Genomic DNA, 20,169 nt, shown 5'->3' on the forward strand with positions numbered 1-20,169 from the left:
CGCAATCGTGGGCGCGCGCCATCAGCCCAACCCCGACGATGGGCGTCCTACGAAGCCACCCCAACGCAACCCCCAAAAAAAACCTCAGCCACGCCTACAACGCACTAAGCACCCCCCTCCTGCCTACATGCTCCACCGGCAATTCCGCCCTCCCCGCCCCAAACAGCTTCTCTCGTAGCGGGCCTTCGGCGTAGGCCGTCTTATAAGACCCCCGGCTCTGCAACTCCGGAATCACCAGGTCAATGAAGTCGCCATAGCATTCCGGCGTCACCGTCCTTGCCAGATTGAAGCCGTCGATATCCGTTTCGGCCACCCACGACTCCAGCTCGTCGGCCACTTGCGCGGCGCTGCCCACCAGGGCCGAGTATCTGCCGCCCAGCGCCATGTCCGCCAGCAAGTCCGTCACGGTGCGGTCCGTCCGCGTCACCGTCAGGTTCTTCACCGCCGACTCGATCGCGTTGTTCTTCACGTACCGGATCGGCTCCTGGGCGCCATAGCGCGAAAAATCGATGCCTGTCGAACTCGCGTAGTGCGCAAGCCCGGCTTCCGGGTTCGCGTAGCGCAAGTACTCCGCGTGCTTCTCGCGCGCCTCGGCTTGCGTCCTTCCCACCACCGCCGTCACGCCCATGAAGAATTTGATGTCGCGCGGATTTCGGCCCTCGCGGGCGACGGACTCGCGCACCTCGGCCACCAGCTTGCGCAAGCCCTCTTTGGTCTGGCTGGACACGAACACGCATTCCGCGTGGCGCGCCGCGAAGGCCTGGCCGCGGCCTGACGAGCCGGCCTGGTACAGCACCGGCGTGCGCTGCGGCGATGGTTCCGACAGGTGGAAACCCTGCACCTTGTAGTACTTGCCCTGGTGGTCCACCCGGCGAACGGCTGCGGGGTCCGCATACACGCGCGCCCGCTTGTCGGCCTTGACCGCATCGCGGTCCCAGCTTTCTTCCCACAGCTTGTAGGCCACCTCCAGGAACTCGTCGGCGCGATCGTAGCGTTCGTCGTGCGCGATCTGTTCCGACAGCCCCATCGCGCGCGCCGCGCTTTCCAGGTAGCCGGTCACGATGTTCCAGCCGACGCGGCCATGGGTCAGATGGTCCAGCGTGGAAAAGCGCCGCGCCAGCAGATACGGGGCCTCGTAGGTCAGGTTGACCGTAACGCCGAAGCCCAGGTGCCGGGTCGCGGCCGCCATGGCCGAAATCGTCAGCAGCGGATCGTTCACGGGCAATTGGATCGATTCGCGCAGCGTCAGGTCAGCCGAGTCCTGGTAGACGTCGTACACGCCCACGATGTCGGCCAGGAACAGGCCATCGAACAGGCCGCGTTCCAGCAGCTTGGCCAGGTCGGTCCAGTACTCCAGCGTCTTGTACTGCGTCGACGTGTCGCGCGGATGGGTCCACAAGCCGTGGTTGATGTGCCCCACGCAATTCATGTTGAACGCGTTCAGGAGGATTTGCTTCTTCGCCATGATGTGCGGTTCCGTCAGGATCAGGTAGTGCCCACGCGGCCGGGCGCGATGTCGTTCAGGTAGTAATTGCCCACGGCGTGCCGCTTCCAGCGCACCGGGTCGTGCAGCGTGTGCGTGCGCGCATTGCGCCAGTGGCGGTCCAGGTTCAGGTGGTCCAGCGTGGATTGCGTGCCGGCCAGTTCGAACAGCTTGGTGCCGGCGGCAAGCGAGGCCTCGGTGGTCAGCGCGCGGGCTTCCGCCACGGCGATGGCGGCTGCCGCCACGTGGGCGGGCGTGCCGTCGGCGGTGGCCGTGTCCAGCAGACGGCCCGCCCGCGCGACCAGGGCGCGCGCCGCGTCCAGGCGGACGGACAGGCGGCCGAACTCGCTGATCGTCAGCGGATCGTCCGCCGCGCGCTCGACGTTGGCGTCGATCCACGGGCGCGAACGGTCACGCACAAAGGCCACGGCGTCCGCCAGCGCAGCCTGGCCGATGCCCAGGTCGATCGCCGCATGGATGATCTGCGCAAGCGGTTTGATCGTGTTGGGCGGCGCGGCAGGGTCGGCCAACAGCAGGACGTCTTCAGCCGGCACCGCGACATCCTTGAAATGCACGGTGCCGCTGCCGGTGACGCGCTGGCCGAAGCCCGACCAGTCGTCGATGATCTCAACGCCGGGACTGTCGCGGCGCACGATGGCCAGGCGCTGGATGCCGTCGTCGTCCACCGTGGCCGTGGGGATCCATTGGGCATACAGCGCACCCGTGCAATAGAACTTGCTGCCATTGATGCGCCATCCGCCCTCGGCGTCGGCGGTGAGGCGTGTGCGGCGTTCGGCGGCCGTGCGCGTGCCCGTCTCGGCCAATGCGTTGCCGAAGCGCTCGCCGGCGAGCGCGCGGGCATAGAAGCGGCGCTGCTGGTCCGCGTTGCCGTTCACGCGCAGCACTTCCAGCGCGTAGTAGTGGTTCTGCGGAATCTGGCCCAGCGAACCGTCGGCTGCCGAGATGATGGCCGTGACTTCCGCCAGCGTCACGCGCGACACGCCGGCGCCGCCATGCTCGCGCGGCACCGTGATGCCCCACAGGCCGGACAGCGAATAGCGCTCCAGCTCCGGCAAGGGCAGCCGGCGTTCGCGATCGCGCTTGGACGCTTCGCGCGCGAAGTCCTCGGCCAGGGCGCGCGCGGCTTCCAGCGCCTGGGCGTCGGTGTCGATGATGGCGGCGCGGCGCTGCGCCAGGGACGAGATGTTGTCGGTGGGCATGGCTCAGATCCAGGAATGTCGGTTGGGGCGCTGGCCGTTGAGTACGTAGTTGCCCACGGCGTGGTACTTCCAGCGCACGGGATCGTGCAGCGTGTGCACGCGGGCATTGCGCCAATGGCGGTCCAGGCTGAATTCGGCCAGCGATGCGCGCGCGCCCGATAGTTCGAACAGCTTCTCGCTGGCCGCCAGCGCAACCTCGGTGGACACCGCCTTGGCGCGCGCCACCGCGATCGAGGCGGCGGCGACGCCGTCGGCGTCCAGCGTGCGACCGCGGGCGTCGTCCAGCACCTGCGCGGCCTCGGTCAACAGCGCCTGCGCGGCGTGCAGATCGATATACAACTGCCCGACATCCGCGATCACGTAGGGATCCTGCGTGGCCCGCTCCACGTTGGCCTCGACCCAGGGGCGCGAGCGCTCGCGCAGGAAGGCCACCGCGTCCTGCAATGCGCCCTCGGCGATGCCGGCGTCGATCGCGGCCTGCATCAGCTGCGCGAACGGCCCCAGCAGAACCGGCGCTTGCTGCGCCAGCCACGCGGGCAGGATGCTGCCGGCCTCGACCCGCACGTTGTCCAGCAGCACGGTGCCGCTGGCCGTGGTGCGCTGGCCGAAGCTGGACCAATCGTCCACGACGGACACGCCCGGCACCCCGCGTTCCAGGACCACCGTGACCAGCCTGCCTTCGGTATCCAGCACCTTGGTCGGTATCCAGTGCGCGAACAACGCGCCCGTCGAATAGAACTTGCGCCCGCTGACGCGATAGCCGTCGCCGTCCGGCACGAGCCTCGCCTCGATGTCGCGGGTATGGCGGGTGTGGCGCTCGGGGCCGGCATTGCCCAGCCGGCGCCCCGCCAGCACGCCTTCGTAGTAGTGGCGCTGCTGCGCAGGCGTGCCGGTCAGGCGAAGCAGGTTCAGGAAGCCGAAATGGTTCTGCGGGATCTGGCCCAGCGACGGGTCCGCCGCACTGATGATGCGGAACACGTCGGCCAGCGTCACATGCGAGACGTCCGCGCCGCCGAATTCGCGCGGCACCGTGATGCCGCCCAGCCCGCTGGCCGAATAACGTTCGATCTCGCGCCAGGGCAATCCGCGTTCCCGGTCGCGCTGGGCCGCGCCCAGCGCAAAGTCGGCCGCCAACGCGTGGGCGGCCTCGATCGCATGGGCATCATCCCGGATGCGGACGGCAGGGACCAGGCGCGGCGCCTCGTCCCCGTCCTGAATTGAGGTGGTGCTTGAAGCGTGCGGCATGTTGCGCCCCGGCATTGGGAAAACATGCAGCCTATCGGTGCCGCGCCGCACGCGGAAGGACGGAATTCTCATGCGGTTATGTGAAATCGGTATATGCCGGATGCACCCCGGCTGCCCTTTGTTAGCAGCCCTGCCGCGCATATAACGAAATCACCAAAGAATGTTTGCGGACGGCGTTCGCGCTTGCTTAGAGTCGAGGCTTTTCCGCGTCTGCCACTCGCCATGCCTGAACTGGATTTCCCCCGACCGCCCCTGACGCTGGATTACGACGGCGCGTTGGAAACAAGGTTGTTCGACGACATCCGCGTTGCCGTCGCGCCGCACATCCCGGCCGCGCGCGTCGATCCGCCGCGCGATCTCGCAGACGCCAACGAACGCCGCAACGCCGCCGAGTATGCCGTGTGGAATACGGTGCATGACCTTTTCATCACGCAAGTCGCCGCCCACGCGATTGCCGGCCTGTTCAAGGACGACACCGAATTCCAGTTCGCGCTGGCGCGCCAGCTTGGCGACGACGCCGCCCACGCGGAATTCTCGCGCGGGCGCGCCGCGGCGCTGCTGGGCACAGACCCGCTCGCGCAAGTCGAACAAGGCGTGCAGGAATCCTGGGACCTGATCGGCGGCTTTGCGCTGCGCAACTGGCAGAACTTCCTGGCCTGGCAGTTCCATTACGAGCACTACATCCTGGCGCGCCTGTTCGTGAACCGGCGGACCGCGCGGGTGCTGGACTTCGGCCATCGTGAATTCGGCGAAAACCGCATCCTTCCGGACGAGGAGGCGCACCGCATCCGCATCACGCAATGGTGGCTGAACAGGCTGGAACGCGCGGAACCGGCGCAACGTGAAGACTGGGTGGCCGGCCTGATCCAGGCGGACGAAGACGTCCAACGCCGGCTTGGCCCCTATCTGCGCGATTCCTGGCAACTGAACCAGCGCGCCACCGGCCTGGACACGCGCGGCCATATCGCGCTGTACGACGCCTGGCGCCGCGAACTGCTGGCCACGCTGCTGCGCCGCGACCCCGACGATCTTCCCGCCCTGACCAGCCTGGCCGCCTGAAACAGCCGGCCGCACTTCCCAAAGCAAGAAGGAAACCTTCATGACGCAGCAATTGCCCCCCGCCGGCGCGCCCGGCCACGACGACGAGCCCGCCAATCCCCTGCGTCGCTGGTTGATGAGCGCCGGCGCCTTGATGGGTGCAAGCGCGCTTTTTCCGAACGTGATCTTCGCCCCGGCCTATGCCGACACCCAGAGCCTGCCGAACACGGTGGACGGCGCGGTCCGCGGCGGCGTGCTCAACGCGGTGGTGCACCCGGAGCCGCCGACGCTGGCCTTCTATCTGAATTCGTCCACGCCCACGGGCGCGGTCGTCAGCAAGATCTTCGACGGGCTAGTCGAGTACGGGCCCGACCTGAAGCCTCGCCCCGTCCTGGCCGAAAGCTGGAACGTGTCCGACGACGGCAAGACCATCACCTTCAAACTGCGCCAGGGCGTGTTGTGGCATGACGGCAAGCCGTTCACCGCAGCCGACGTGAAATGGTCCGCCGAAGAGGTGTGGCGCAAGCATGCGCCGAGCGCGCGCCGGGTGTTCCAATATCTGCAGAAGGTGGAAACGCCGGACGACCATACCGTCGTGCTGCACCTGTCTCAGCCCACGCCCGTGGCGCTGAACGCCATCGATTCGCTGGGCGCCCCCATCCTGCCGCGCCACCTGTTCGAGGGCACGGATATCCAGAACAACCCCTACAACAACAAGCCGATCGGCACCGGCCCCTTCGTCTTCAAGGAATGGAACCGGGGCAACTACATCGTGCTGGAGAAAAACGACAAGTACTGGCAGCCTGAACGCCCCTACCTGGACCGCATCGTCTGGAAGATCATTCCCGACGTATCGGGCCGCGCCACCGCGCTGGAGACGGGAGGCGTCGCCTACGGCGAGCGCAACCCGGTCGCCTTCACCGACGCCACGCGGCTGTCCAAGCTGCCCAAGCTGGCGGTGGACACCTCCGGCTACAACGGCTTTGCGGCGTGGCTCTGGCTGGAAGCCAACCTGCGCGATCCCATCCTGTCGAACTTGAAAGTCCGCCAGGCCATCGCGCACGCCGTCAACAAGCAAGTGCTGGTGAAGACGGTGTGGAACGGCTATGCCGAACCCTTCGTGAGCCCGGTTCCCTCGTTGGTAAAGCCCTATCACAACCCCAATGTGCAGCAGTACCCCTACGACCCCGCGCTGGCAGAGAAGCTGCTGGACGAAGCCGGCTACCCGCGCAAGGCCGACGGCTGGCGCTTTGCCTTGACGCACGACTACATCCCGTTTGGCGACGACTACCGCCGCACCGGCGAGTTCGTGCGCCAGGCGCTGCGCAAGATCGGCATCGACGTGACCTTGCGCGGGCTGGACCTGGCTACCTGGACGCGCAATGTCTTCACCGACTACAACTTCCAGCTCATCAGCTCGTGGGGCACGGTGCTGATCGATCCGCAGCTGGGCGTGGAAACGCGCTACTGGAGCAAAGCAGAGGCCAAGGGCACGCCCTGGTACAACGCGTCCGGCTACAGCAACCCCGACATGGACCGCGCCATCGAGGCCGCGCAGGTCGAGACGGATCCGAAGAAGCGCATCGACCAGTACAACGAGGTGCAGCGCCTGGCGCAGCGCGACCTGCCACTGATCGGCTTGTTCGAATTCCGCTGGTTCGGGGTCTGGGACAAGCAGGTGCGCAACGTGACCGACGCGTCCTCGCATTCGCGCAACAACTTCGCCAACGTCTGGCTGGGCAAGGCCTGACGGCCGCCGGGAACCTGCCATGCGCCTGCCCCGCCCCATCCGCTATCTGCTACAAATCCTGTTCGTCGTGGGTGCGACCGCCATCGCCAACTTCTTCCTGCTCAAGCTGGTGCCCGGCGACCTGGTCGACGTGATCGCCTCGGAGAACAGCGGCATCACGCCCGAACACGTGGCGCAGCTGCGGGTGGCCTACGGGCTGGACCAGAGCGTGCTGGCGCAGCTGGGCTACTACCTGAAGAGCCTGCTGTCGCTGGACCTGGGGTATTCCTTCCGTTATGGCGAACCCGTGGCCGACCTGATCTTCGGGCGGCTGCCGGCCACGCTGGCGCTGATCGGCACCGGTCTGGCGCTGTCGGTGGCGGTGGGCGTCCTGCTGGGCGTGCTGGCCGCTCGCCGGCCGCACGGTTTGCTGGACACCCTGCTGTCGGCGCTGGCCACGGCCGGCTATTCGGCGCCGATGTTCTGGACGGCGCTGATGCTGATCGTCGGGTTCGGCGTGCACCTGAACTGGCTGCCGGTCGGCGGGATCCGCGACGTGGGCGCGGCCTACCAGGGCTGGGCGCTGTGGGCCGACTACGCGCGTCACCTGGCGCTGCCGGTGGCGACGGTGGCGATCTACTACGTGGCCATCTATGCGCGGCTGTCGCGCGCATCGATGATCGAGACGCTGCAGGAAGACTACATCCGCACCGCCCGCGCGCGCGGCAACGGCGAAGCGCGCGTGATCTGGCGTCATGCGCTGAAGAACGCGATCCTGCCCGTCATCACCATGCTGGGCCTGCAAAGCAGCGCGCTGCTCGGCGGCAGCATCGTGGTGGAAACCGTGTTCGCCTGGCCGGGCCTGGGCCAGCTGTCGTTCGAGGCCATCGCCAGCCGCGACGTCAACCTGCTGCTGGGCATCCTGCTGATGAGCGCGGCGCTGGTTGCCTTGATGAATATCGCCGTGGATGCCTGCTACGGGCTGCTGGACCCCCGCGTGAGGAAGACATGAAACCGATTGCCCGCGCCGCGCTCCATCTGCTGCGCACGCCCTCGGCCGCCGTCGGCGCCGCCATCCTGCTGATCGTGCTGGCCGCCGCCGCCAGCGCGCCATGGCTGTTCCCGGACGACCCGCTGGAAATGGTGGGCGCGCCCTTCACCTGGCCCGGCGAAGACGCGAGCTTTCCCGCCGGCACCGACCTGATGGGCCGCGACATCCTGGCCGGGCTGTTCCACGGCGCCCGCGTGTCCCTGCTGGTGGGCGGCGCGTCGGCCGCCATCGCGCTGGCCATCGGCCTGTTGGTGGGCGCGTTCGCCGGTTATGCAGGCCCGCGCACCGATGCTGTGCTGATGCGCATCACCGAACTGTTCCAGACCGTGCCGTCCTTCCTGCTGGCCATCGTGCTGGTGGCGATCCTGGGCCCGTCGCTGTCGACCATCATCTTCGCGCTGGGCGTCACGTCATGGACCGGCATCGCGCGCCTGACCCGCGGCGAATTCATTTCCCTGCGCGAACGCGAATTCGTCCGGGCCGCGCAGACGCTGGGCGCAGGACACGCCCGCATCATTTTCCGCGAGATCCTGCCCAACGCCCTGCCCCCCATCATCGTGACCACCGCCGTGCTGGTCGCCCAGGCCATCCTGTCGGAGGCCGGCCTGTCTTTCCTGGGGCTGGGCGACCCCAACGTGGTCAGCTGGGGCAGCATGGTGGGCGCGGGGCGCGAAGCGTTGCGCACCGCCTGGTACATGACCGCCCTGCCCGGCCTGACCATCATGGCCACCGTCCTGGCCCTGAACCTGCTTAGCGACGCCATCAACGACGCGCTCAATCCCAAACTGCGCCGGCAGCGCGTGGCCGCCGCGCCCGCCGCTGCACGCTAGGCGACCATGACTACGCTGATCGACATCCAAGGGCTGAACGTGGCCTTCCCCGGCCATCAGGCCGTGCACGGGCTGGACCTGCAACTGCGCGGCGGCGAGACGCTGGCGCTCGTCGGCGAGTCCGGCTGCGGCAAGTCCACCACCGCGCTCGCCCTGCTGGGCCTGCTGCCGCGGCATGCGCGCGTGACGGGCCGCATCCTGTTCGAAGGCCAGGACCTGCTGGCGCTGTCGGAACGCCAGCGCTGCGCGCTACGCGGCGACCGCATCGCCATGATCTTCCAGGAGCCGATGACGAGCCTGAATCCGGTGCTGACCCTGGGCGACCAGATCGGCGAAGCGCTGCGCCTGCATCGCGGCGCCAGCGCCCGCGCCGCCCGGGCGCGCGCCATCGAACTGCTGGATCTGGTGCGCGTGCCCGAGCCGCAGCGCCGCGTGGATGACTATCCGCACCTGCTGTCGGGCGGCCAGCGCCAGCGCGCCATGATCGCCGCCGCCATCGCCTGCCAGCCCGCGCTGCTGGTGGCCGACGAACCGACCACCGCGCTGGACGTCACCGTCCAGGCGCAGATCCTGCAACTGCTGGACGACCTGCGGTCGCAATTGAACATGGGCCTGCTGCTGATCACGCATGACCTGTCCGTGGTCGGGCAATGGGCGGACCGCGTCGCCGTGATGGTGCGCGGCGAGAAGGTCGAGGAAGGGCCCGCGGCGACGCTCCTCGCCCAGCCGCGCCACCCCTATACCCGCGGCCTGCTCGGGGCGTCGCTGCGCCTGGACGACGCGACCCACTACAGCACGTTGCGGCTGCCTGAAATCCGCACCCGGCTCGACCCCGCCTCGGGACGCCCGGTGTTCGGCCTTGTCACCCCCGACCGCGTGCCGGTTGCCGCCAACGACCCCGTTTCCATCGGCACGACGCCCTTGCTGCAAGTCGAGGACCTGCGCGTGCAGTACCAGACGGCCCATGGCGCCAGCACCGCGGTGGACGGCGTGTCGTTCCAGATCGCCCCCGGCGAAACCCTGGGGCTGGTCGGCGAATCCGGTTGCGGGAAATCCACCCTGTCCCGCACGCTGGTGCGCTTGCTGGCCCCGGCGTCCGGCCGGATCCTGCTGCGCGGCGAAGACACCGCCCGGCTGGACGGCAGCCGCCTGGCGGCCTACCGGCAAAGCGTGCAGATGATCTTCCAGGATCCCTATGCGTCGCTGAACCCGCGCCATACGGTCAACGACATCCTGGAGGCCGCCTTGCGCATCCACCGGGTGAAGGATCGCGAGGAACGCCGCCAGCGCATCGCCCGGATCCTGGACGCGGTGGGCCTGCCGCGCGAGGCGCTGGCGCGCTATCCCAGCGAATTCTCGGGCGGGCAGCGCCAACGCATCGGCATCGCCCGCGCGCTGGTGCTGCGCCCGGCGCTGGTGATCTGCGACGAACCGGTATCGGCGCTGGACGTGTCGGTGCAGGCGCAGATCCTGAACCTGCTGGTGGACCTGAAGGCCGAATTCCGCTTGTCGTACCTGTTCATCTCGCACGACCTGTCAGTGGTCCATTATCTGGCCGACCGGGTGCTGGTGATGAATGCGGGCCGGATCGTGGAAGAAGGCCTCAACGCGACCTTGTGGCGCAACGCGCGCCACCCCTATACGCGCAGCCTGATCGACGCGCTGCCCCAAGGGCTTTCCCCAGGTGGCGACGCGCTGCGCCGCAGCGCCTGAGCCAGCCTGCCCGGGCGGGGCCGCCTCCTCCTTATGCGGGACTGGATTGCGCGCAACGGCAAGCCTATACTGAGTTCGCCGTTGCTCGACATTCCTTTTCCTAAAGGAGAGGCAACATGTACAGGCACTTGCTCATCGCCGTGGATGGCTCCCTGCTGTCCGAATCGGCTTTCAAGCGCGCACTCGTTTTCGCCAAGGAAATGGGCGCCACCATCACCCTCATCCGCGCCATCCCGGAGGACCACCTGCTGGTCTATCAGGCCGAGATGCTGGGCACTACGCAGACGCATCACACCGACCAGGCGCGAAAGAACGCGCAAGGCTATCTGGACGGGCTGGAAATGGAAGCCCGCCATGCGCTGGTGCCGTGCAACATCGTCGTGGTGGTCAACGACCATCCGCACGAGGCGATTGTCGAGACCGCGAAAAGCCAGGGGTGCGACCTGATCATCATGGGCTCGCACGGGCGCCACGGCATGACGGGGTTCCTGCTGGGCAGCGAGACGCAACGCGTGCTGGCCAAGACCCGCCTGCCCGTGCTGGTGTTCCGCTAGGGCCTGATGCGCGGCCGGGCCGGGAGGCGCCGCCGCGTCAGCCCGCGGCGGCCAGCGCGTGCTGGAAGGTGAAGCTGTCGGCGTACATATGGTCCAGGCTGGCGCCACGCCCGGCCAGCAGGTGCTTGGCCTGCTGGATCATGGCGGGCGCGCCGCACAGGTAGATGGCGTGTTCGGACACGTCGTCATGGTCTTCCAGGACGGCGTCCTGCACGTGGCCGCGCCGGCCCTGCCAGCCCGCACCGGCGCGCGACAGCACCGGCACGAAATTGAATTCGTACAGCCGCCCGGCCCAACCGGCGATCTCGTCTTTCAGATACAGGTCATCCTCGGTGCGCATGCCCCAATACAGGCTGACGGGCGGGCAATCCTCTTTGTCGAGCAGGGATTCCAGGATCGCCTTGATCGGCGCGATGCCGGTGCCGGTGGCCATCATGATGAGCGGGCGCCAGTCTTCTTCGTGATAGCTGAACACGCCCAGCGGCGCTTCGATGGTGAGCGCCGCGCCGGCTTGCGCCTGACCCAGCCAATGGTCGGTATAGCGGCCGCCCGGAATGCGCCGCACATGAAAATCGACCTGCTGGCCGGCCGATGCCGACGCCATGGAAAAGCTGCGCGTCTCGCCATCGGGCAGCAGCACGTTCATGTACTGGCCCGGCACGAAATCCAATCCGGCATCCGGCAGCGCCAGCGTCAGATGGACGATGTCTTCGGTAAACGCTTCGATGCGCTGCACGGTCGCCGACAGGCGCCGCGGTTCCGGAAACACCTGCCGGCTGCTGGCCACGCTGATGCACAGGTCGCTTTCCGGGCGGGCCTGGCAGGCCAGCGCGTAGCCTTCGGCCGCCTCTTCCGGCGTCAGCGCCATGGGGAATTCCTCATAGCGCACGGTGCCTGAGGCGAGCTTGATGCGGCAGGTGCCGCAGCCGCCGAAGGTGCATTCGTGCGGCAGCTTGACGTCTGCGCGCCCGGCGGCCTCCAGCACCGATTCGCCGGCGTCCACCTCGAAGGCGGCGCCGGTTTCCAGGATGTGCACGCGGTATGCCATGGCCGGCCTCGCTTATTTCTTGATGTCGGCCTGCACCAGCACTTTCATGCCGCGCGGCTCCAGCAGTTCGGCCAATGCCGCCAGCGCGGCCACGCCTGCCTGCGTGTCCTGTTCGCCGTTGCCGCCGCTCAATCCGATACCGCCGATCACCTCATCGTTGACCACGATGGGGAAGCCGCCGACGAACACGGCGAACTTGCCGTCGAAGCTCCACTGGATGCCGAAGGCTTCGTTGCCGGGCAGCGCCGGGCCATTGGGCGGCGTGTTGAACAGATGGGTCGAGCGCTTGTGCCCCGCTGCCGTGAACGCCTTGTTCCAGGCGATCTGCGGGCCGGTGATGCGCGCGCCATCCATGCGTTCCAGGGCGATGGGGTAGCCGCCGTCGTCCACGATGCAGATGGATTCCAGCACGCCGATCGCTTCCGACTTGGCGATGGCCGCCCGCACCATGACGCGCGCTTCTTCCAGTTCCAGGCGATAGATCTGTTTCATAGGGATAGCCTCTTCGGTTGTCCGCGCCCTTAGCCGGCGCGGTAGACGGTCTTGATCTGCGTGTAGAACTCCAGGCCCACGCGGCCCGATTCGCGGAACGTGGACGTGCTGGAGTGCTTGAGCCCCCCGAAGGGCGCGTTGATCAGGTTGCCGGTTGTCGTGCGGTTGATCTTTACCGTGCCCGCCTGGATGTCGCGGGCGAAGCGGTGCGCGTAGCGCGCGTCCGTCGTGGCGATGGCGGCAGACAAGCCGTATTCGGTGTCGTTGGCCTTGGCGATGGCATCGTCATAGCCATCGACCTCGATCAGTGCGATGACCGGGCCGAAGATCTCTTCGCGCGCGATGCGCATCTGCTGCGTCACGTCGGTAAAGAGCGCGGGCGTGACGTAGTAGCCGCGGTCGAAACCCGGGCCGGTCAGGATGTCGCCGCCGCACAGGTGCGTGGCCTCTTCCTTGCCCACCGCCACGTAGCTCAACACGTTGTCCAGCTGCTTGCGCGTGGCCAGCGGGCCCAGGTCGAAGTTGCCGTCCAGCCCGTTGCCGAGGGTAAGCGTCTTGACCCGCGCCACCAGCTTGTCGGTGAACGCCTGGCGCACCTTCGCGTCCACCAGCACACGGCTGGTGCCCGTGCAGGCCTGGCCGCTGAGCGAAAAGCCGCCCTTTACAGCCAGGTCCACGGCGCGGTCCAGGTCGGCGTCCGCCAGCACGATCAGCGGATTCTTGCCGCCCAGCTCCATTTGCGTGCGGGTGGTCAAGCCGGCGCCTCGGTGGATCTGTTCGCCTGCCGCCGTCGATCCGGTAAAGGAGATCGCGCGCACCGCGCGGGCGGTGGTGATGGCGGGGCCGACAGCCGCGGCGGGGCCGACCACCAGGTTCAGCACGCCGGCGGGCAGGCCGGCTTGCACGAACGCCTCGGTCAGCCGGTAGCCTGACAGCGGCGCGTCGGACGACGGCTTGAACACCACGGTGTTGCCGGTGATCAGCGCGGGCGCGATCTTGCGGGCGGGGATCGAGATGGGGAAGTTCCACGGCGAGATCACGGTGACCACGCCCAGGGGCTCGCGCTGGCTGTAGACGACCATGTCCGGATCGTCGTTGACGAAGGTTTCGCCGGTAAAGCTCTGCCCTTCCACCGCATAGAAGCGGATCGTCTGGGCCGAGCGCAGCACTTCGTCTTTGGCCAGGTTCAGGCCCTTGCCCTCTTCCCGGGTCAGCTCGCGCGCGAAGGCGTCGGCGTGGTCTTCCAGGTATTGGGCGGCGCGGAACAGGATGGCGGCCCGCTTGGAGATCGGCGTGTCGCGCCAGGCGGCAAACGCGGCATCGGCCGCCTCCACCGCGCGACGGGCGTCTTCGGCGTCCGACACCGGGAATAGCCCCACGACGTCGGACGTGTCCGCGGGATTGAGGTTGGGGGCAGTCCGGCCGGTGGCGCTGGGCACCCAGGCGCCGCCGATATGGTTCATGAATGCCTGTTGCGAGAGATCGTCCACGGGAGCGCTTCCTTTACCTGTACGGGAGTGGCCGGAAATCGGTCGTCTTAGATAGCTTCTGAACATTGTATACTTTAATCACTTTATGGCGATACGTGGAAACCCCAGGCTTTCCGCGTGGAAAGGGGCCCCGCAGGGCCCCTTCGGCAGGTCGGGACGATGGGGGATCAGCTCCAGATCAAGACGGCGCAGATCGTGGAAACGAAGAGCGCCAGCAGCACGGGCAGCAACAGCGCGCGCACCAGCGACAGCACGTTCACCCGCGCGAACCCCGCCACCGCGATCAGCGACGACCACGCAATCAGGGTGCCGCCCCCGGTCCAGACCGCGCCCATCTGTCCCACGGCGGCCAAGGTCGCCGGGTCCACGCCCACCACCGGACCCAGGGCGCCGGAGAGGGTGCCGGTCAGCGGCAGGCCGGCAAAGCCCGAGCCGTCGATGCCGGTGATCATGCCCACCAGAAGCACGCCGAAGGCCACCAGGAAATGGTTTTCGGGAATCAGGTGCTGGCCGGCGGAGATCACTTCAAACAGCAGGCCGGGCGCCTGCGCCTGGGGCACGCCCAGGATCTGCGCAGCGGTTTCGTTGGCGCCCACGAAGAAGAAGCCGGCGATCGGCAACACCGAGCCCATGGCCTTGAAGGCGAAGACGAAGCCGTCCGTCACGTGCTCGGGGCACACGTCCAGCATCTTGCGCGGGCCTTCGGCGGCCAGGGTCACCAGCATCATCACCACGAAGGCCACGCCGCCGACCAGCGCCGCCGCATCGCCGCCGCGCAGGGCGGGCACCGACGGGAACAGGCGCGGCACCACCATCACGGCGATCACGGCCAGGAACGCCAGGGGCGTCACCACCGCAAAAGTCTTGGACCAGCGCACGCGGCGGCGCGCTTCTTCGTCCAGCACGGGGCCTTGGGGCAGCGCCGGATCCGCGCCCATGGTGCCGCGCGCCAGTTCCGCCTTGTCGAACGAGCCTGATTGTTCGATGCGCGCCAGGCTGCCGTCCTGGGCGCGGGCCTGCCAGGCATCCAGCAACGCGGGGCTGGCGGGCACGATGTGCTTGCGGATCAGCAGGTATGCCACCACCAGCGCCACGGCGCCGGTGATCAGCGACAGCACCAGCGCGCGGTCGGCCACCACGGCCGCGCTGACCGCCGCCCCCGCCGCCTTGGCGCTGATGCTGGGCGCCACGCCGATCACATAGTCCGACGACAGCGCCATGCCCTGGCCGGCGATCGCGATGGCCATGGCGCCGGCCAGCGGCGGCAGCCCGGCGGCGATGGCCGCGGGCAGCAGGATGGCGGACACCAGCGGCACGGCCGGCGTGGGCCAGAAGAACAGCGAAATGACATAGGTACAGAGGGCGATGATCACGAACGAGGAATGCCCGCCACGCATCACCCGCCGGAACGGCTGCACCATGCGCACGTCGGCCTGCAACGTTTTCAAGGCGTTGAGCAGGGCGGTCATGAAGGTGATGACCAGGAAGATGTTGAACAGCTCCTTGGCAGCCACGAAGCTGGCCGAAAAGATGCCGATCAGCGCGCTGATCGGGTTGCCCGTGATGGCCAGCACCACGAGGAAGGTGCCGATCACCGATGGCACCACCACGTTGGCCCGCAAGATCATCGTCAGGATGATGGCGGCCACGCTGAGCAGGTACATCCAATGAGCAGCGTTGAGCACGACGTCGGATTGCATGCGCGATTCCCCTTGTGACGTGGCTGTTAGGTCGCCACAATCGGTATACTATATTTCGTTGTGAGCCATACCAATCGAAATATGCACCGCCTAGGGAAACCGATAATTCTGAAAAACCCATGAATAACGGCGAAAAATCACGGGTTTACCCTAGGTATTTTCGATTTCCGAAAAACAATCGGTTGTCACAGATTGACTATCGTATACATACAAGGCTACATACCGCCATGCTGCCCGCCCTGCCTTTTCCGGATCTCTGGCATTACGCCGCCATGGCGCTGGTGGTGTTCGGCGCCGCGCTGGCGCAAGGGGTGGGAGGCATCGGCTTCGCGATGTTCGCCGCCCCCGTGGCGGCCATGTTCTTCCCCCAGCTGGCGCCCGGACCGCTGCTGACGCTGGGCGGATTCATCTCGCTGTTGACCGCGCTGCGCGAGCGCGCCTTCATCGACTGGTCTGCCGTGTCGTACGCGCTGGCGGGACGCGTGGTGGGCACGCTGATCGCCATCTACGCCATGGCGCGCTTTGCGCCGCAGGCGCTGGGCGTGCTGTTCGCCTGCCTGATCCTGGCCGCCGTCGCGCTCAGCGTGGCGGGCCTGCGCTTTACCGCCACTCCCGGGCGCGTGTCGGGCGCCGGCGTGGCCTCCGGCATCATGGGCACAATGACGTCCGTCGGCGCGCCGCCGATCGCCATCGTGCTGCAGCACACCGCGCCACCGCGGCTGCGCGCCACCCTGGGCGTGGTGCTGTTCCTGGGATCGATCTTCTCGCTGGCCATGCTGGCGCTGGCCAAACGGTATACGGGTTACCACGCCGGGCTGGCGCTGAGCCTGGCGCCGTTCCTGCTGGCCGGTTTCGCGGTCTCCAACCGGCTGCGCACCTTGTTGCCGCCGCATGCCGTGCGCAGCGTGTTGCTGGCGGTGTGCGCGCTGGGCGCGGTAGGGGTGCTGGTCAAGGCCTTCTGGGGCGCCTGATGCGGCGCCTTCGCAACGGCACGCGGCTACACCCGGTAATACAATGGAGACTGTATCCATTAATCCATACCTGCTCGCCATGACCACTTCGCCTGTCAGCCCGCAAGCCGTAGAGACGCCGTCTTCCGCTCCGCTGAAGATCGGCGAGCAGCATCCGCAGTTGTTCGCCGTCATCCGCGACAAGCTGCGCGAACGCATCCTCAGCGGCGAGTTCACGCCGGGCGACCGCCTGGTCGAAGGCCGGCTGTCCGAAGAAATGGGGGTGTCGCGCATTCCGGTGCGCGAGGCGCTGCGCGCGCTGGCGGCCGAGGGGCTCGTTACCATCGAGCCGCGCCGCGGCGCTTCCGTGTCGGTGCTGTCCGACGCGGTGGCCTACGACATGGTGGAAGTGCGCGCCACGCTGGAAGGGCTGAACGCCAAGCTGGCGGCGCAACGGCGCGACGCGAAAACCGTCGAACGGCTGCAGGCCTTCCTGCGCGAAGGCACGGAAGCCGCGCGCAGCGAACAGCTGGACAAGTTCCTGGCGTTGAATTCGCAGTTCCACGAAATGCTGGCCACCATCGGCGGCAACGTGGTGCTGACCGATCTGATGCGTTCGCTGCGCGACCGCACGGCGCTGCTGTTCGCGCCCAGCAACATGCACCGCGCCAAGGCGAACTGGGACGAGCATTCGCAAATCCTGAACGCCGTCATCGCCGGCAACGGCGACCTGGCCGCACTGCTGGCCAGCCAGCACGTGCACAACGCGGCCAAGGCCTATACCGACGCCCAGCAGCACGCGTCGGCGGACTGACGCGGCAAGCCCGGGCGGCATCGCCGCCCGCCCGCTCAGCCCGCGGCTTCGACCGGGTCGGAGGCCGCGCCCACCACCACGCCCTTGCCGTTCTGCACCACCCACGAGACTTTCACGTCGCCGTTCACGAACGTCTGGCACGCCATGCGGTAGCCGGCCTCGAAGTCTTCAGGACGCAGGTGCTTGCGCTCTTTCGGCTTGACCGCGTCGGTGTTTTCAAGCCCTTCCTCGATGCGGCATTTGCAGGTGCCGCACAGGCCGCCCCCGCATTTGAACGGGATGCCGCCCTTTTCCTTCAGTGATACGCGCAGCAGATTGCTGTTCTCGGGCGCGGTCGCCACCTTGCCGCCGTTCGAGATGAAAGTGATCTGGACCATGTCGTTCAATGCTCCGCCACTGCGGCATCGGCCCGCAGCGTCAACGTGGATTCCATGCTGCCGAAGCGCGTGAGGTGGGCCAGCTCCTTGCGGGCCGCATCGACCGACGCGAACTTCTCCAGGAACTTGGACGGCACGCGGTTCACCACATAGGGCGGCGTCTCTTCCGTCACCACCAGCCGCGTGTCGCCCCGCAGCCGGGCGATGCGAAACACGGCCAGCGCGCGTCCGTAGAACACGTAGTCGTAGGTTTCGATGATGTCCACGTCCTCGCCCACTTCGGTGCGGAACACGCCGGGCTTGGTCGTCAGGATGACGTATACGGAGTCCATGCCGCTATGCCTCCATGTCCTGAAGCAGTTCGACGTCGCTGCTCAACCATAGCTGGCAGGCCAGCCGGTAGCCCTGGTCGATACGGTCGCCCAGCTGCTTTTTCTCTTTCCAGTTCACCGGCGGCAAATGCTCGGCGCCAGCCAGCACGCGACACGCGCACTTGGCGCACTTGCCCATGCCGCACTCGTAGCGCAGGTGCGGATACGGAAACTGCTTGATGCCGGCCCGCACCACCAGATTGGTGTTGTCCTTCACCACGTCGGTGTAGGTCTGGCCGCCTTTATGGAATACAACGGTAGGCATGGGTCTGTCATCCAGAAGCTGCGGGCCGGCCGCGCCCGCCATGGGGCACGGCCGGAAAAGCCGGGCAGGGGTCAGGCGGCCAGGCCGAGTTCGGGCAGCTTGATCTCGTGCTGCACGTAGTCGGTGTAGAGCGCCGTGGTGTACAGCAGCCGCATCTGTGCGCCGATCTCGCAAATCTTCAGGCAGCGCTGCTGCAGCTCGACGGTGTTGGCGTGCTCCAGCACGATCTGATAGCCGCGTTCACCGTGGATTTCGTCTGACACGATATGCAGGTCGAAGAATTCGACCTCTTCATCGGTAAAGCCATACTTCTCGCGCAGCGTCGGCGTCTGCTTGCGGTAGATGGACGGCACCTGCGATTCCAGGCCGACGACCAGCCCCGCCACCGCCACGATGGGGTCCTCGCGCATGGCGACGGCGTAGCACCAGCTTTGCAGCGCGCGCGTGGTGGGCGACATGTTGTCGGGATTGGTGACCCGTTCGCGGGTGGTGCCGCAGGCTTCGGCAAAGCGGATCAGCAGATCGGTATGGCGATCGCCGCCAATTTCCTCTTCATACATGTTGGCCAGCAGGAAGTCCTTGGCCTCGGTATAGGTATCCGGCGTGCGGGCGTACAGGTAGCCGAGGTAGTCGGCGAACGGACCCACGTAGTGATAGTGGTTCTCGGCCCACCGCGACAGGTGCTCGCGGCTGAGCTTGCCTTCGGCCCAGGCGATGGAAAACGGCGAAGCGTTGGCGCTTTTGCCCTTGATCGCGTTTTCCAACGCGGTACGGAATTCATCTCGGTTCATCAGTTCTGCCATGACGCACTCCAGTCCAGTAGGGAGGGGGATTCCGAGCTGGCTAGCCCGGCCATGAAGAACATTGTATACCGTCTACCATTTTCAACTGCTAGGGCAATCCCGGAGAATCGGGTCCTGGATTGATGCAAAAGGGATCAGATCCTTTCAGATCAAGCACTTGACCTGGCGCAAGGGGAGCAAGGGGCAGGGTGGACGAGGCGGGCGCTCGCTAGTACAATGAATACACTTTCAATGCAATACGGAAATACCATGACTACCCGCCATCCCCTGGGAGACGCCCCGATCGGCCAGCAACTGCTGACGCATTACGCCCGCCGCGATTCGGTGCGCCACGCCACGCCCCTGTTGCCGTCGTCCTGGGCCGAACTGTTCGCCCCCTTCCGCAACGCCCGCCTGCAACCGCTGCGCGCAAGCGCCCCCGCAGTCCGTCGCAACGACGACGAACCGGTCTGCCAAGCCTGATCTTTCGGAAGACGCCGGGGCGCACGCCCCGGCCAAGCCACCCCGCCGCTTAACGGCGGGCGCGCAGACTCGCCCGCGCACGGGCATCGCGCAACGCGGCGTTGCGCGCACGGTGCTCATTGGCCAACGCCAGCACCAGCACCACCGCGAACCCCACGGTGTACGCCACCACATCCCACCAGTCCGGCACGCTGCCCAGCACCACGCGCAGCACCGGCTGCTCGATCTGCCATCCGTACAGCCGCGCCAGATACTGGCCGAACTCCACCGCATACCCTGTCAACAGCGCCGCCACCGCCAGCACCCCGACGCTCGCGCGGATGAAAGTCCGGTACACCAGGTACACCCAGCCGACCGCCACCACATCCCCCACGAATCCGCGCAAGAACGGATAGGGCGCGCCATACAGGGCAATCAGCGCCAACAGCGCGGTCACGGCAAGCAGGGCGGCAAACGCGCGCCCATTGAACGTCAGGGTCATGGCTACAAACAGCAAAAAGTGAAAGGGCGGACGCGCCTTCAGGCGCCCCCGTC

At 67.0% G+C, this 20,169-nt stretch carries 21 protein-coding genes; 9 read left to right on the forward strand and 12 right to left on the reverse strand.

Features of this window, described 5'->3' with window-relative positions:
* Nucleotides 1-94: 94 nt before the first annotated feature.
* Genes ACO6D5_RS23535 through ACO6D5_RS23545 form a run of 3 tightly spaced genes read right to left on the reverse strand, consistent with a single transcriptional unit; the run spans nucleotide 95 to nucleotide 3,948 of the window.
* Complete coding sequence (locus ACO6D5_RS23535) at nucleotides 95-1,465, reverse strand: LLM class flavin-dependent oxidoreductase (protein ID WP_485826712.1); 1,371 nt, start codon at nucleotides 1,463-1,465, stop codon at nucleotides 95-97.
* Nucleotides 1,466-1,485: 20 nt separating this feature from the next.
* On the reverse strand, nucleotides 1,486-2,703 hold the full coding sequence (locus tag ACO6D5_RS23540; RefSeq protein ID WP_485826713.1) for an SfnB family sulfur acquisition oxidoreductase: 1,218 nt from the start codon (nucleotides 2,701-2,703) through the stop codon (nucleotides 1,486-1,488).
* A 3-nt stretch (nucleotides 2,704-2,706) separates the two neighbouring features.
* Nucleotides 2,707-3,948 (reverse strand): SfnB family sulfur acquisition oxidoreductase, encoded by a 1,242-nt coding sequence (locus ACO6D5_RS23545; protein ID WP_485826714.1) that lies wholly within the window; start codon nucleotides 3,946-3,948, stop codon nucleotides 2,707-2,709.
* 222 nt (nucleotides 3,949-4,170) lie between these two features.
* Between ACO6D5_RS23545 and ACO6D5_RS23550 the strand changes: the two genes are divergently transcribed.
* From ACO6D5_RS23550 to ACO6D5_RS23575, 6 genes are all read left to right on the forward strand, one after another.
* Complete coding sequence (locus tag ACO6D5_RS23550) at nucleotides 4,171-5,007, forward strand: hypothetical protein (RefSeq protein WP_485826715.1); 837 nt, start codon at nucleotides 4,171-4,173, stop codon at nucleotides 5,005-5,007.
* A 40-nt stretch (nucleotides 5,008-5,047) separates the two neighbouring features.
* The gene (locus ACO6D5_RS23555; protein WP_485826716.1) at nucleotides 5,048-6,736 is read left to right on the forward strand and encodes an ABC transporter substrate-binding protein; all 1,689 of its coding nucleotides are present in this window, start codon (nucleotides 5,048-5,050) and stop codon (nucleotides 6,734-6,736) included.
* Between the two features lie 19 nt (nucleotides 6,737-6,755).
* Nucleotides 6,756-7,727, forward strand: coding sequence for an ABC transporter permease subunit (locus ACO6D5_RS23560; RefSeq protein ID WP_315528671.1), 972 nt, complete (start codon nucleotides 6,756-6,758; stop codon nucleotides 7,725-7,727).
* Nucleotides 7,724-8,596 carry an ABC transporter permease gene (locus ACO6D5_RS23565; RefSeq protein ID WP_485826717.1) on the forward strand — a complete coding sequence of 291 codons (873 nt, stop codon included), beginning with the start codon at nucleotides 7,724-7,726 and terminating at the stop codon, nucleotides 8,594-8,596. The genes ACO6D5_RS23560 and ACO6D5_RS23565 overlap by 4 nt, the downstream gene beginning before the upstream one ends.
* A gap of 6 nt (nucleotides 8,597-8,602) precedes the next feature.
* On the forward strand, nucleotides 8,603-10,309 hold the full coding sequence (locus tag ACO6D5_RS23570; RefSeq protein ID WP_485826718.1) for an ABC transporter ATP-binding protein: 1,707 nt from the start codon (nucleotides 8,603-8,605) through the stop codon (nucleotides 10,307-10,309).
* A 116-nt stretch (nucleotides 10,310-10,425) separates the two neighbouring features.
* A complete protein-coding gene (locus tag ACO6D5_RS23575) occupies nucleotides 10,426-10,863 on the forward strand; it encodes a universal stress protein (protein ID WP_315528666.1) in 438 nt (145 codons plus the stop codon).
* 37 nt (nucleotides 10,864-10,900) lie between these two features.
* On the opposite strand, the gene ACO6D5_RS23580 is transcribed toward ACO6D5_RS23575, so the two are convergent.
* The 4 genes from ACO6D5_RS23580 to ACO6D5_RS23595 all read right to left on the reverse strand — a co-directional run bounded on the left by ACO6D5_RS23580 (nucleotide 10,901) and on the right by ACO6D5_RS23595 (nucleotide 15,593).
* Nucleotides 10,901-11,911 carry a 2Fe-2S iron-sulfur cluster-binding protein gene (locus ACO6D5_RS23580; RefSeq protein WP_485826719.1) on the reverse strand — a complete coding sequence of 337 codons (1,011 nt, stop codon included), beginning with the start codon at nucleotides 11,909-11,911 and terminating at the stop codon, nucleotides 10,901-10,903.
* A gap of 12 nt (nucleotides 11,912-11,923) precedes the next feature.
* Nucleotides 11,924-12,403: a GlcG/HbpS family heme-binding protein gene (locus ACO6D5_RS23585; RefSeq protein WP_105559548.1), complete on the reverse strand. Its 480-nt coding sequence runs from the start codon at nucleotides 12,401-12,403 to the stop codon at nucleotides 11,924-11,926.
* Between the two features lie 29 nt (nucleotides 12,404-12,432).
* The gene (locus ACO6D5_RS23590; RefSeq protein ID WP_485826728.1) at nucleotides 12,433-13,866 is read right to left on the reverse strand and encodes an aldehyde dehydrogenase family protein; all 1,434 of its coding nucleotides are present in this window, start codon (nucleotides 13,864-13,866) and stop codon (nucleotides 12,433-12,435) included.
* A 194-nt stretch (nucleotides 13,867-14,060) separates the two neighbouring features.
* Complete coding sequence (locus ACO6D5_RS23595) at nucleotides 14,061-15,593, reverse strand: hypothetical protein (protein ID WP_315528661.1); 1,533 nt, start codon at nucleotides 15,591-15,593, stop codon at nucleotides 14,061-14,063.
* A gap of 227 nt (nucleotides 15,594-15,820) precedes the next feature.
* Between ACO6D5_RS23595 and ACO6D5_RS23600 the strand changes: the two genes are divergently transcribed.
* Nucleotides 15,821-16,564: a sulfite exporter TauE/SafE family protein gene (locus ACO6D5_RS23600; RefSeq protein WP_485826720.1), complete on the forward strand. Its 744-nt coding sequence runs from the start codon at nucleotides 15,821-15,823 to the stop codon at nucleotides 16,562-16,564.
* Between the two features lie 79 nt (nucleotides 16,565-16,643).
* Nucleotides 16,644-17,357, forward strand: a complete 714-nt coding sequence (locus ACO6D5_RS23605) for a GntR family transcriptional regulator (protein WP_315528659.1) — start codon at nucleotides 16,644-16,646, stop codon at nucleotides 17,355-17,357.
* A 35-nt stretch (nucleotides 17,358-17,392) separates the two neighbouring features.
* On the opposite strand, the gene ACO6D5_RS23610 is transcribed toward ACO6D5_RS23605, so the two are convergent.
* From ACO6D5_RS23610 to ACO6D5_RS23625, 4 genes are all read right to left on the reverse strand, one after another.
* Nucleotides 17,393-17,743 carry a 2Fe-2S iron-sulfur cluster-binding protein gene (locus ACO6D5_RS23610; RefSeq protein ID WP_006226807.1) on the reverse strand — a complete coding sequence of 117 codons (351 nt, stop codon included), beginning with the start codon at nucleotides 17,741-17,743 and terminating at the stop codon, nucleotides 17,393-17,395.
* A complete protein-coding gene (locus tag ACO6D5_RS23615) occupies nucleotides 17,740-18,066 on the reverse strand; it encodes a ferredoxin (RefSeq protein WP_485826721.1) in 327 nt (108 codons plus the stop codon). Before ACO6D5_RS23615 ends, ACO6D5_RS23610 begins: the two co-directional genes overlap by 4 nt.
* Before the next feature lie 4 nt (nucleotides 18,067-18,070).
* Entirely contained in the window at nucleotides 18,071-18,370 is a 300-nt protein-coding gene (locus tag ACO6D5_RS23620) for a 2Fe-2S iron-sulfur cluster-binding protein (protein ID WP_315528657.1), read from the reverse strand.
* A 71-nt stretch (nucleotides 18,371-18,441) separates the two neighbouring features.
* On the reverse strand, nucleotides 18,442-19,173 hold the full coding sequence (locus ACO6D5_RS23625; RefSeq protein ID WP_006226804.1) for an iron-containing redox enzyme family protein: 732 nt from the start codon (nucleotides 19,171-19,173) through the stop codon (nucleotides 18,442-18,444).
* A gap of 249 nt (nucleotides 19,174-19,422) precedes the next feature.
* Here ACO6D5_RS23625 and ACO6D5_RS23630 point away from each other — a divergent pair, with 249 nt between their 5' ends.
* A complete protein-coding gene (locus tag ACO6D5_RS23630; RefSeq protein WP_315528656.1) occupies nucleotides 19,423-19,635 on the forward strand; it encodes a hypothetical protein in 213 nt (70 codons plus the stop codon).
* Nucleotides 19,636-19,684: 49 nt separating this feature from the next.
* On the opposite strand, the gene ACO6D5_RS23635 is transcribed toward ACO6D5_RS23630, so the two are convergent.
* Entirely contained in the window at nucleotides 19,685-20,116 is a 432-nt protein-coding gene (locus ACO6D5_RS23635) for a DUF2809 domain-containing protein (protein ID WP_315528655.1), read from the reverse strand.
* Between the last annotated feature and the right edge of the window lie 53 nt (nucleotides 20,117-20,169).

The organism is Achromobacter sp., assembly GCF_057314935.1.

What these genes read in the sequence shown, in the direction of transcription:
- ACO6D5_RS23600 (WP_485826720.1), top strand. Translation starts at nt 15,821, where the DNA reads ATGCTGCCCGCCCTGCCTTTTCCGGATCTCTGGCATTACGCCGCCATG.
- ACO6D5_RS23565 (WP_485826717.1), top strand. Translation starts at nt 7,724, where the DNA reads ATGAAACCGATTGCCCGCGCCGCGCTCCATCTGCTGCGCACGCCCTCG.
- ACO6D5_RS23630 (WP_315528656.1), top strand. Translation starts at nt 19,423, where the DNA reads ATGACTACCCGCCATCCCCTGGGAGACGCCCCGATCGGCCAGCAACTG.
- ACO6D5_RS23585 (WP_105559548.1), bottom strand. Translation starts at nt 12,403, where the DNA reads ATGAAACAGATCTATCGCCTGGAACTGGAAGAAGCGCGCGTCATGGTG.
- ACO6D5_RS23625 (WP_006226804.1), bottom strand. Translation starts at nt 19,173, where the DNA reads ATGGCAGAACTGATGAACCGAGATGAATTCCGTACCGCGTTGGAAAAC.
- ACO6D5_RS23615 (WP_485826721.1), bottom strand. Translation starts at nt 18,066, where the DNA reads ATGGACTCCGTATACGTCATCCTGACGACCAAGCCCGGCGTGTTCCGC.
- ACO6D5_RS23570 (WP_485826718.1), top strand. Translation starts at nt 8,603, where the DNA reads ATGACTACGCTGATCGACATCCAAGGGCTGAACGTGGCCTTCCCCGGC.
- ACO6D5_RS23575 (WP_315528666.1), top strand. Translation starts at nt 10,426, where the DNA reads ATGTACAGGCACTTGCTCATCGCCGTGGATGGCTCCCTGCTGTCCGAA.
- ACO6D5_RS23595 (WP_315528661.1), bottom strand. Translation starts at nt 15,593, where the DNA reads ATGCAATCCGACGTCGTGCTCAACGCTGCTCATTGGATGTACCTGCTC.
- ACO6D5_RS23545 (WP_485826714.1), bottom strand. Translation starts at nt 3,948, where the DNA reads ATGCCGCACGCTTCAAGCACCACCTCAATTCAGGACGGGGACGAGGCG.
- ACO6D5_RS23580 (WP_485826719.1), bottom strand. Translation starts at nt 11,911, where the DNA reads ATGGCATACCGCGTGCACATCCTGGAAACCGGCGCCGCCTTCGAGGTG.
- ACO6D5_RS23635 (WP_315528655.1), bottom strand. Translation starts at nt 20,116, where the DNA reads ATGACCCTGACGTTCAATGGGCGCGCGTTTGCCGCCCTGCTTGCCGTG.
- ACO6D5_RS23550 (WP_485826715.1), top strand. Translation starts at nt 4,171, where the DNA reads ATGCCTGAACTGGATTTCCCCCGACCGCCCCTGACGCTGGATTACGAC.
- ACO6D5_RS23620 (WP_315528657.1), bottom strand. Translation starts at nt 18,370, where the DNA reads ATGCCTACCGTTGTATTCCATAAAGGCGGCCAGACCTACACCGACGTG.
- ACO6D5_RS23605 (WP_315528659.1), top strand. Translation starts at nt 16,644, where the DNA reads ATGACCACTTCGCCTGTCAGCCCGCAAGCCGTAGAGACGCCGTCTTCC.
- ACO6D5_RS23560 (WP_315528671.1), top strand. Translation starts at nt 6,756, where the DNA reads ATGCGCCTGCCCCGCCCCATCCGCTATCTGCTACAAATCCTGTTCGTC.
- ACO6D5_RS23590 (WP_485826728.1), bottom strand. Translation starts at nt 13,866, where the DNA reads ATGAACCATATCGGCGGCGCCTGGGTGCCCAGCGCCACCGGCCGGACT.
- ACO6D5_RS23555 (WP_485826716.1), top strand. Translation starts at nt 5,048, where the DNA reads ATGACGCAGCAATTGCCCCCCGCCGGCGCGCCCGGCCACGACGACGAG.
- ACO6D5_RS23540 (WP_485826713.1), bottom strand. Translation starts at nt 2,703, where the DNA reads ATGCCCACCGACAACATCTCGTCCCTGGCGCAGCGCCGCGCCGCCATC.
- ACO6D5_RS23535 (WP_485826712.1), bottom strand. Translation starts at nt 1,465, where the DNA reads ATGGCGAAGAAGCAAATCCTCCTGAACGCGTTCAACATGAATTGCGTG.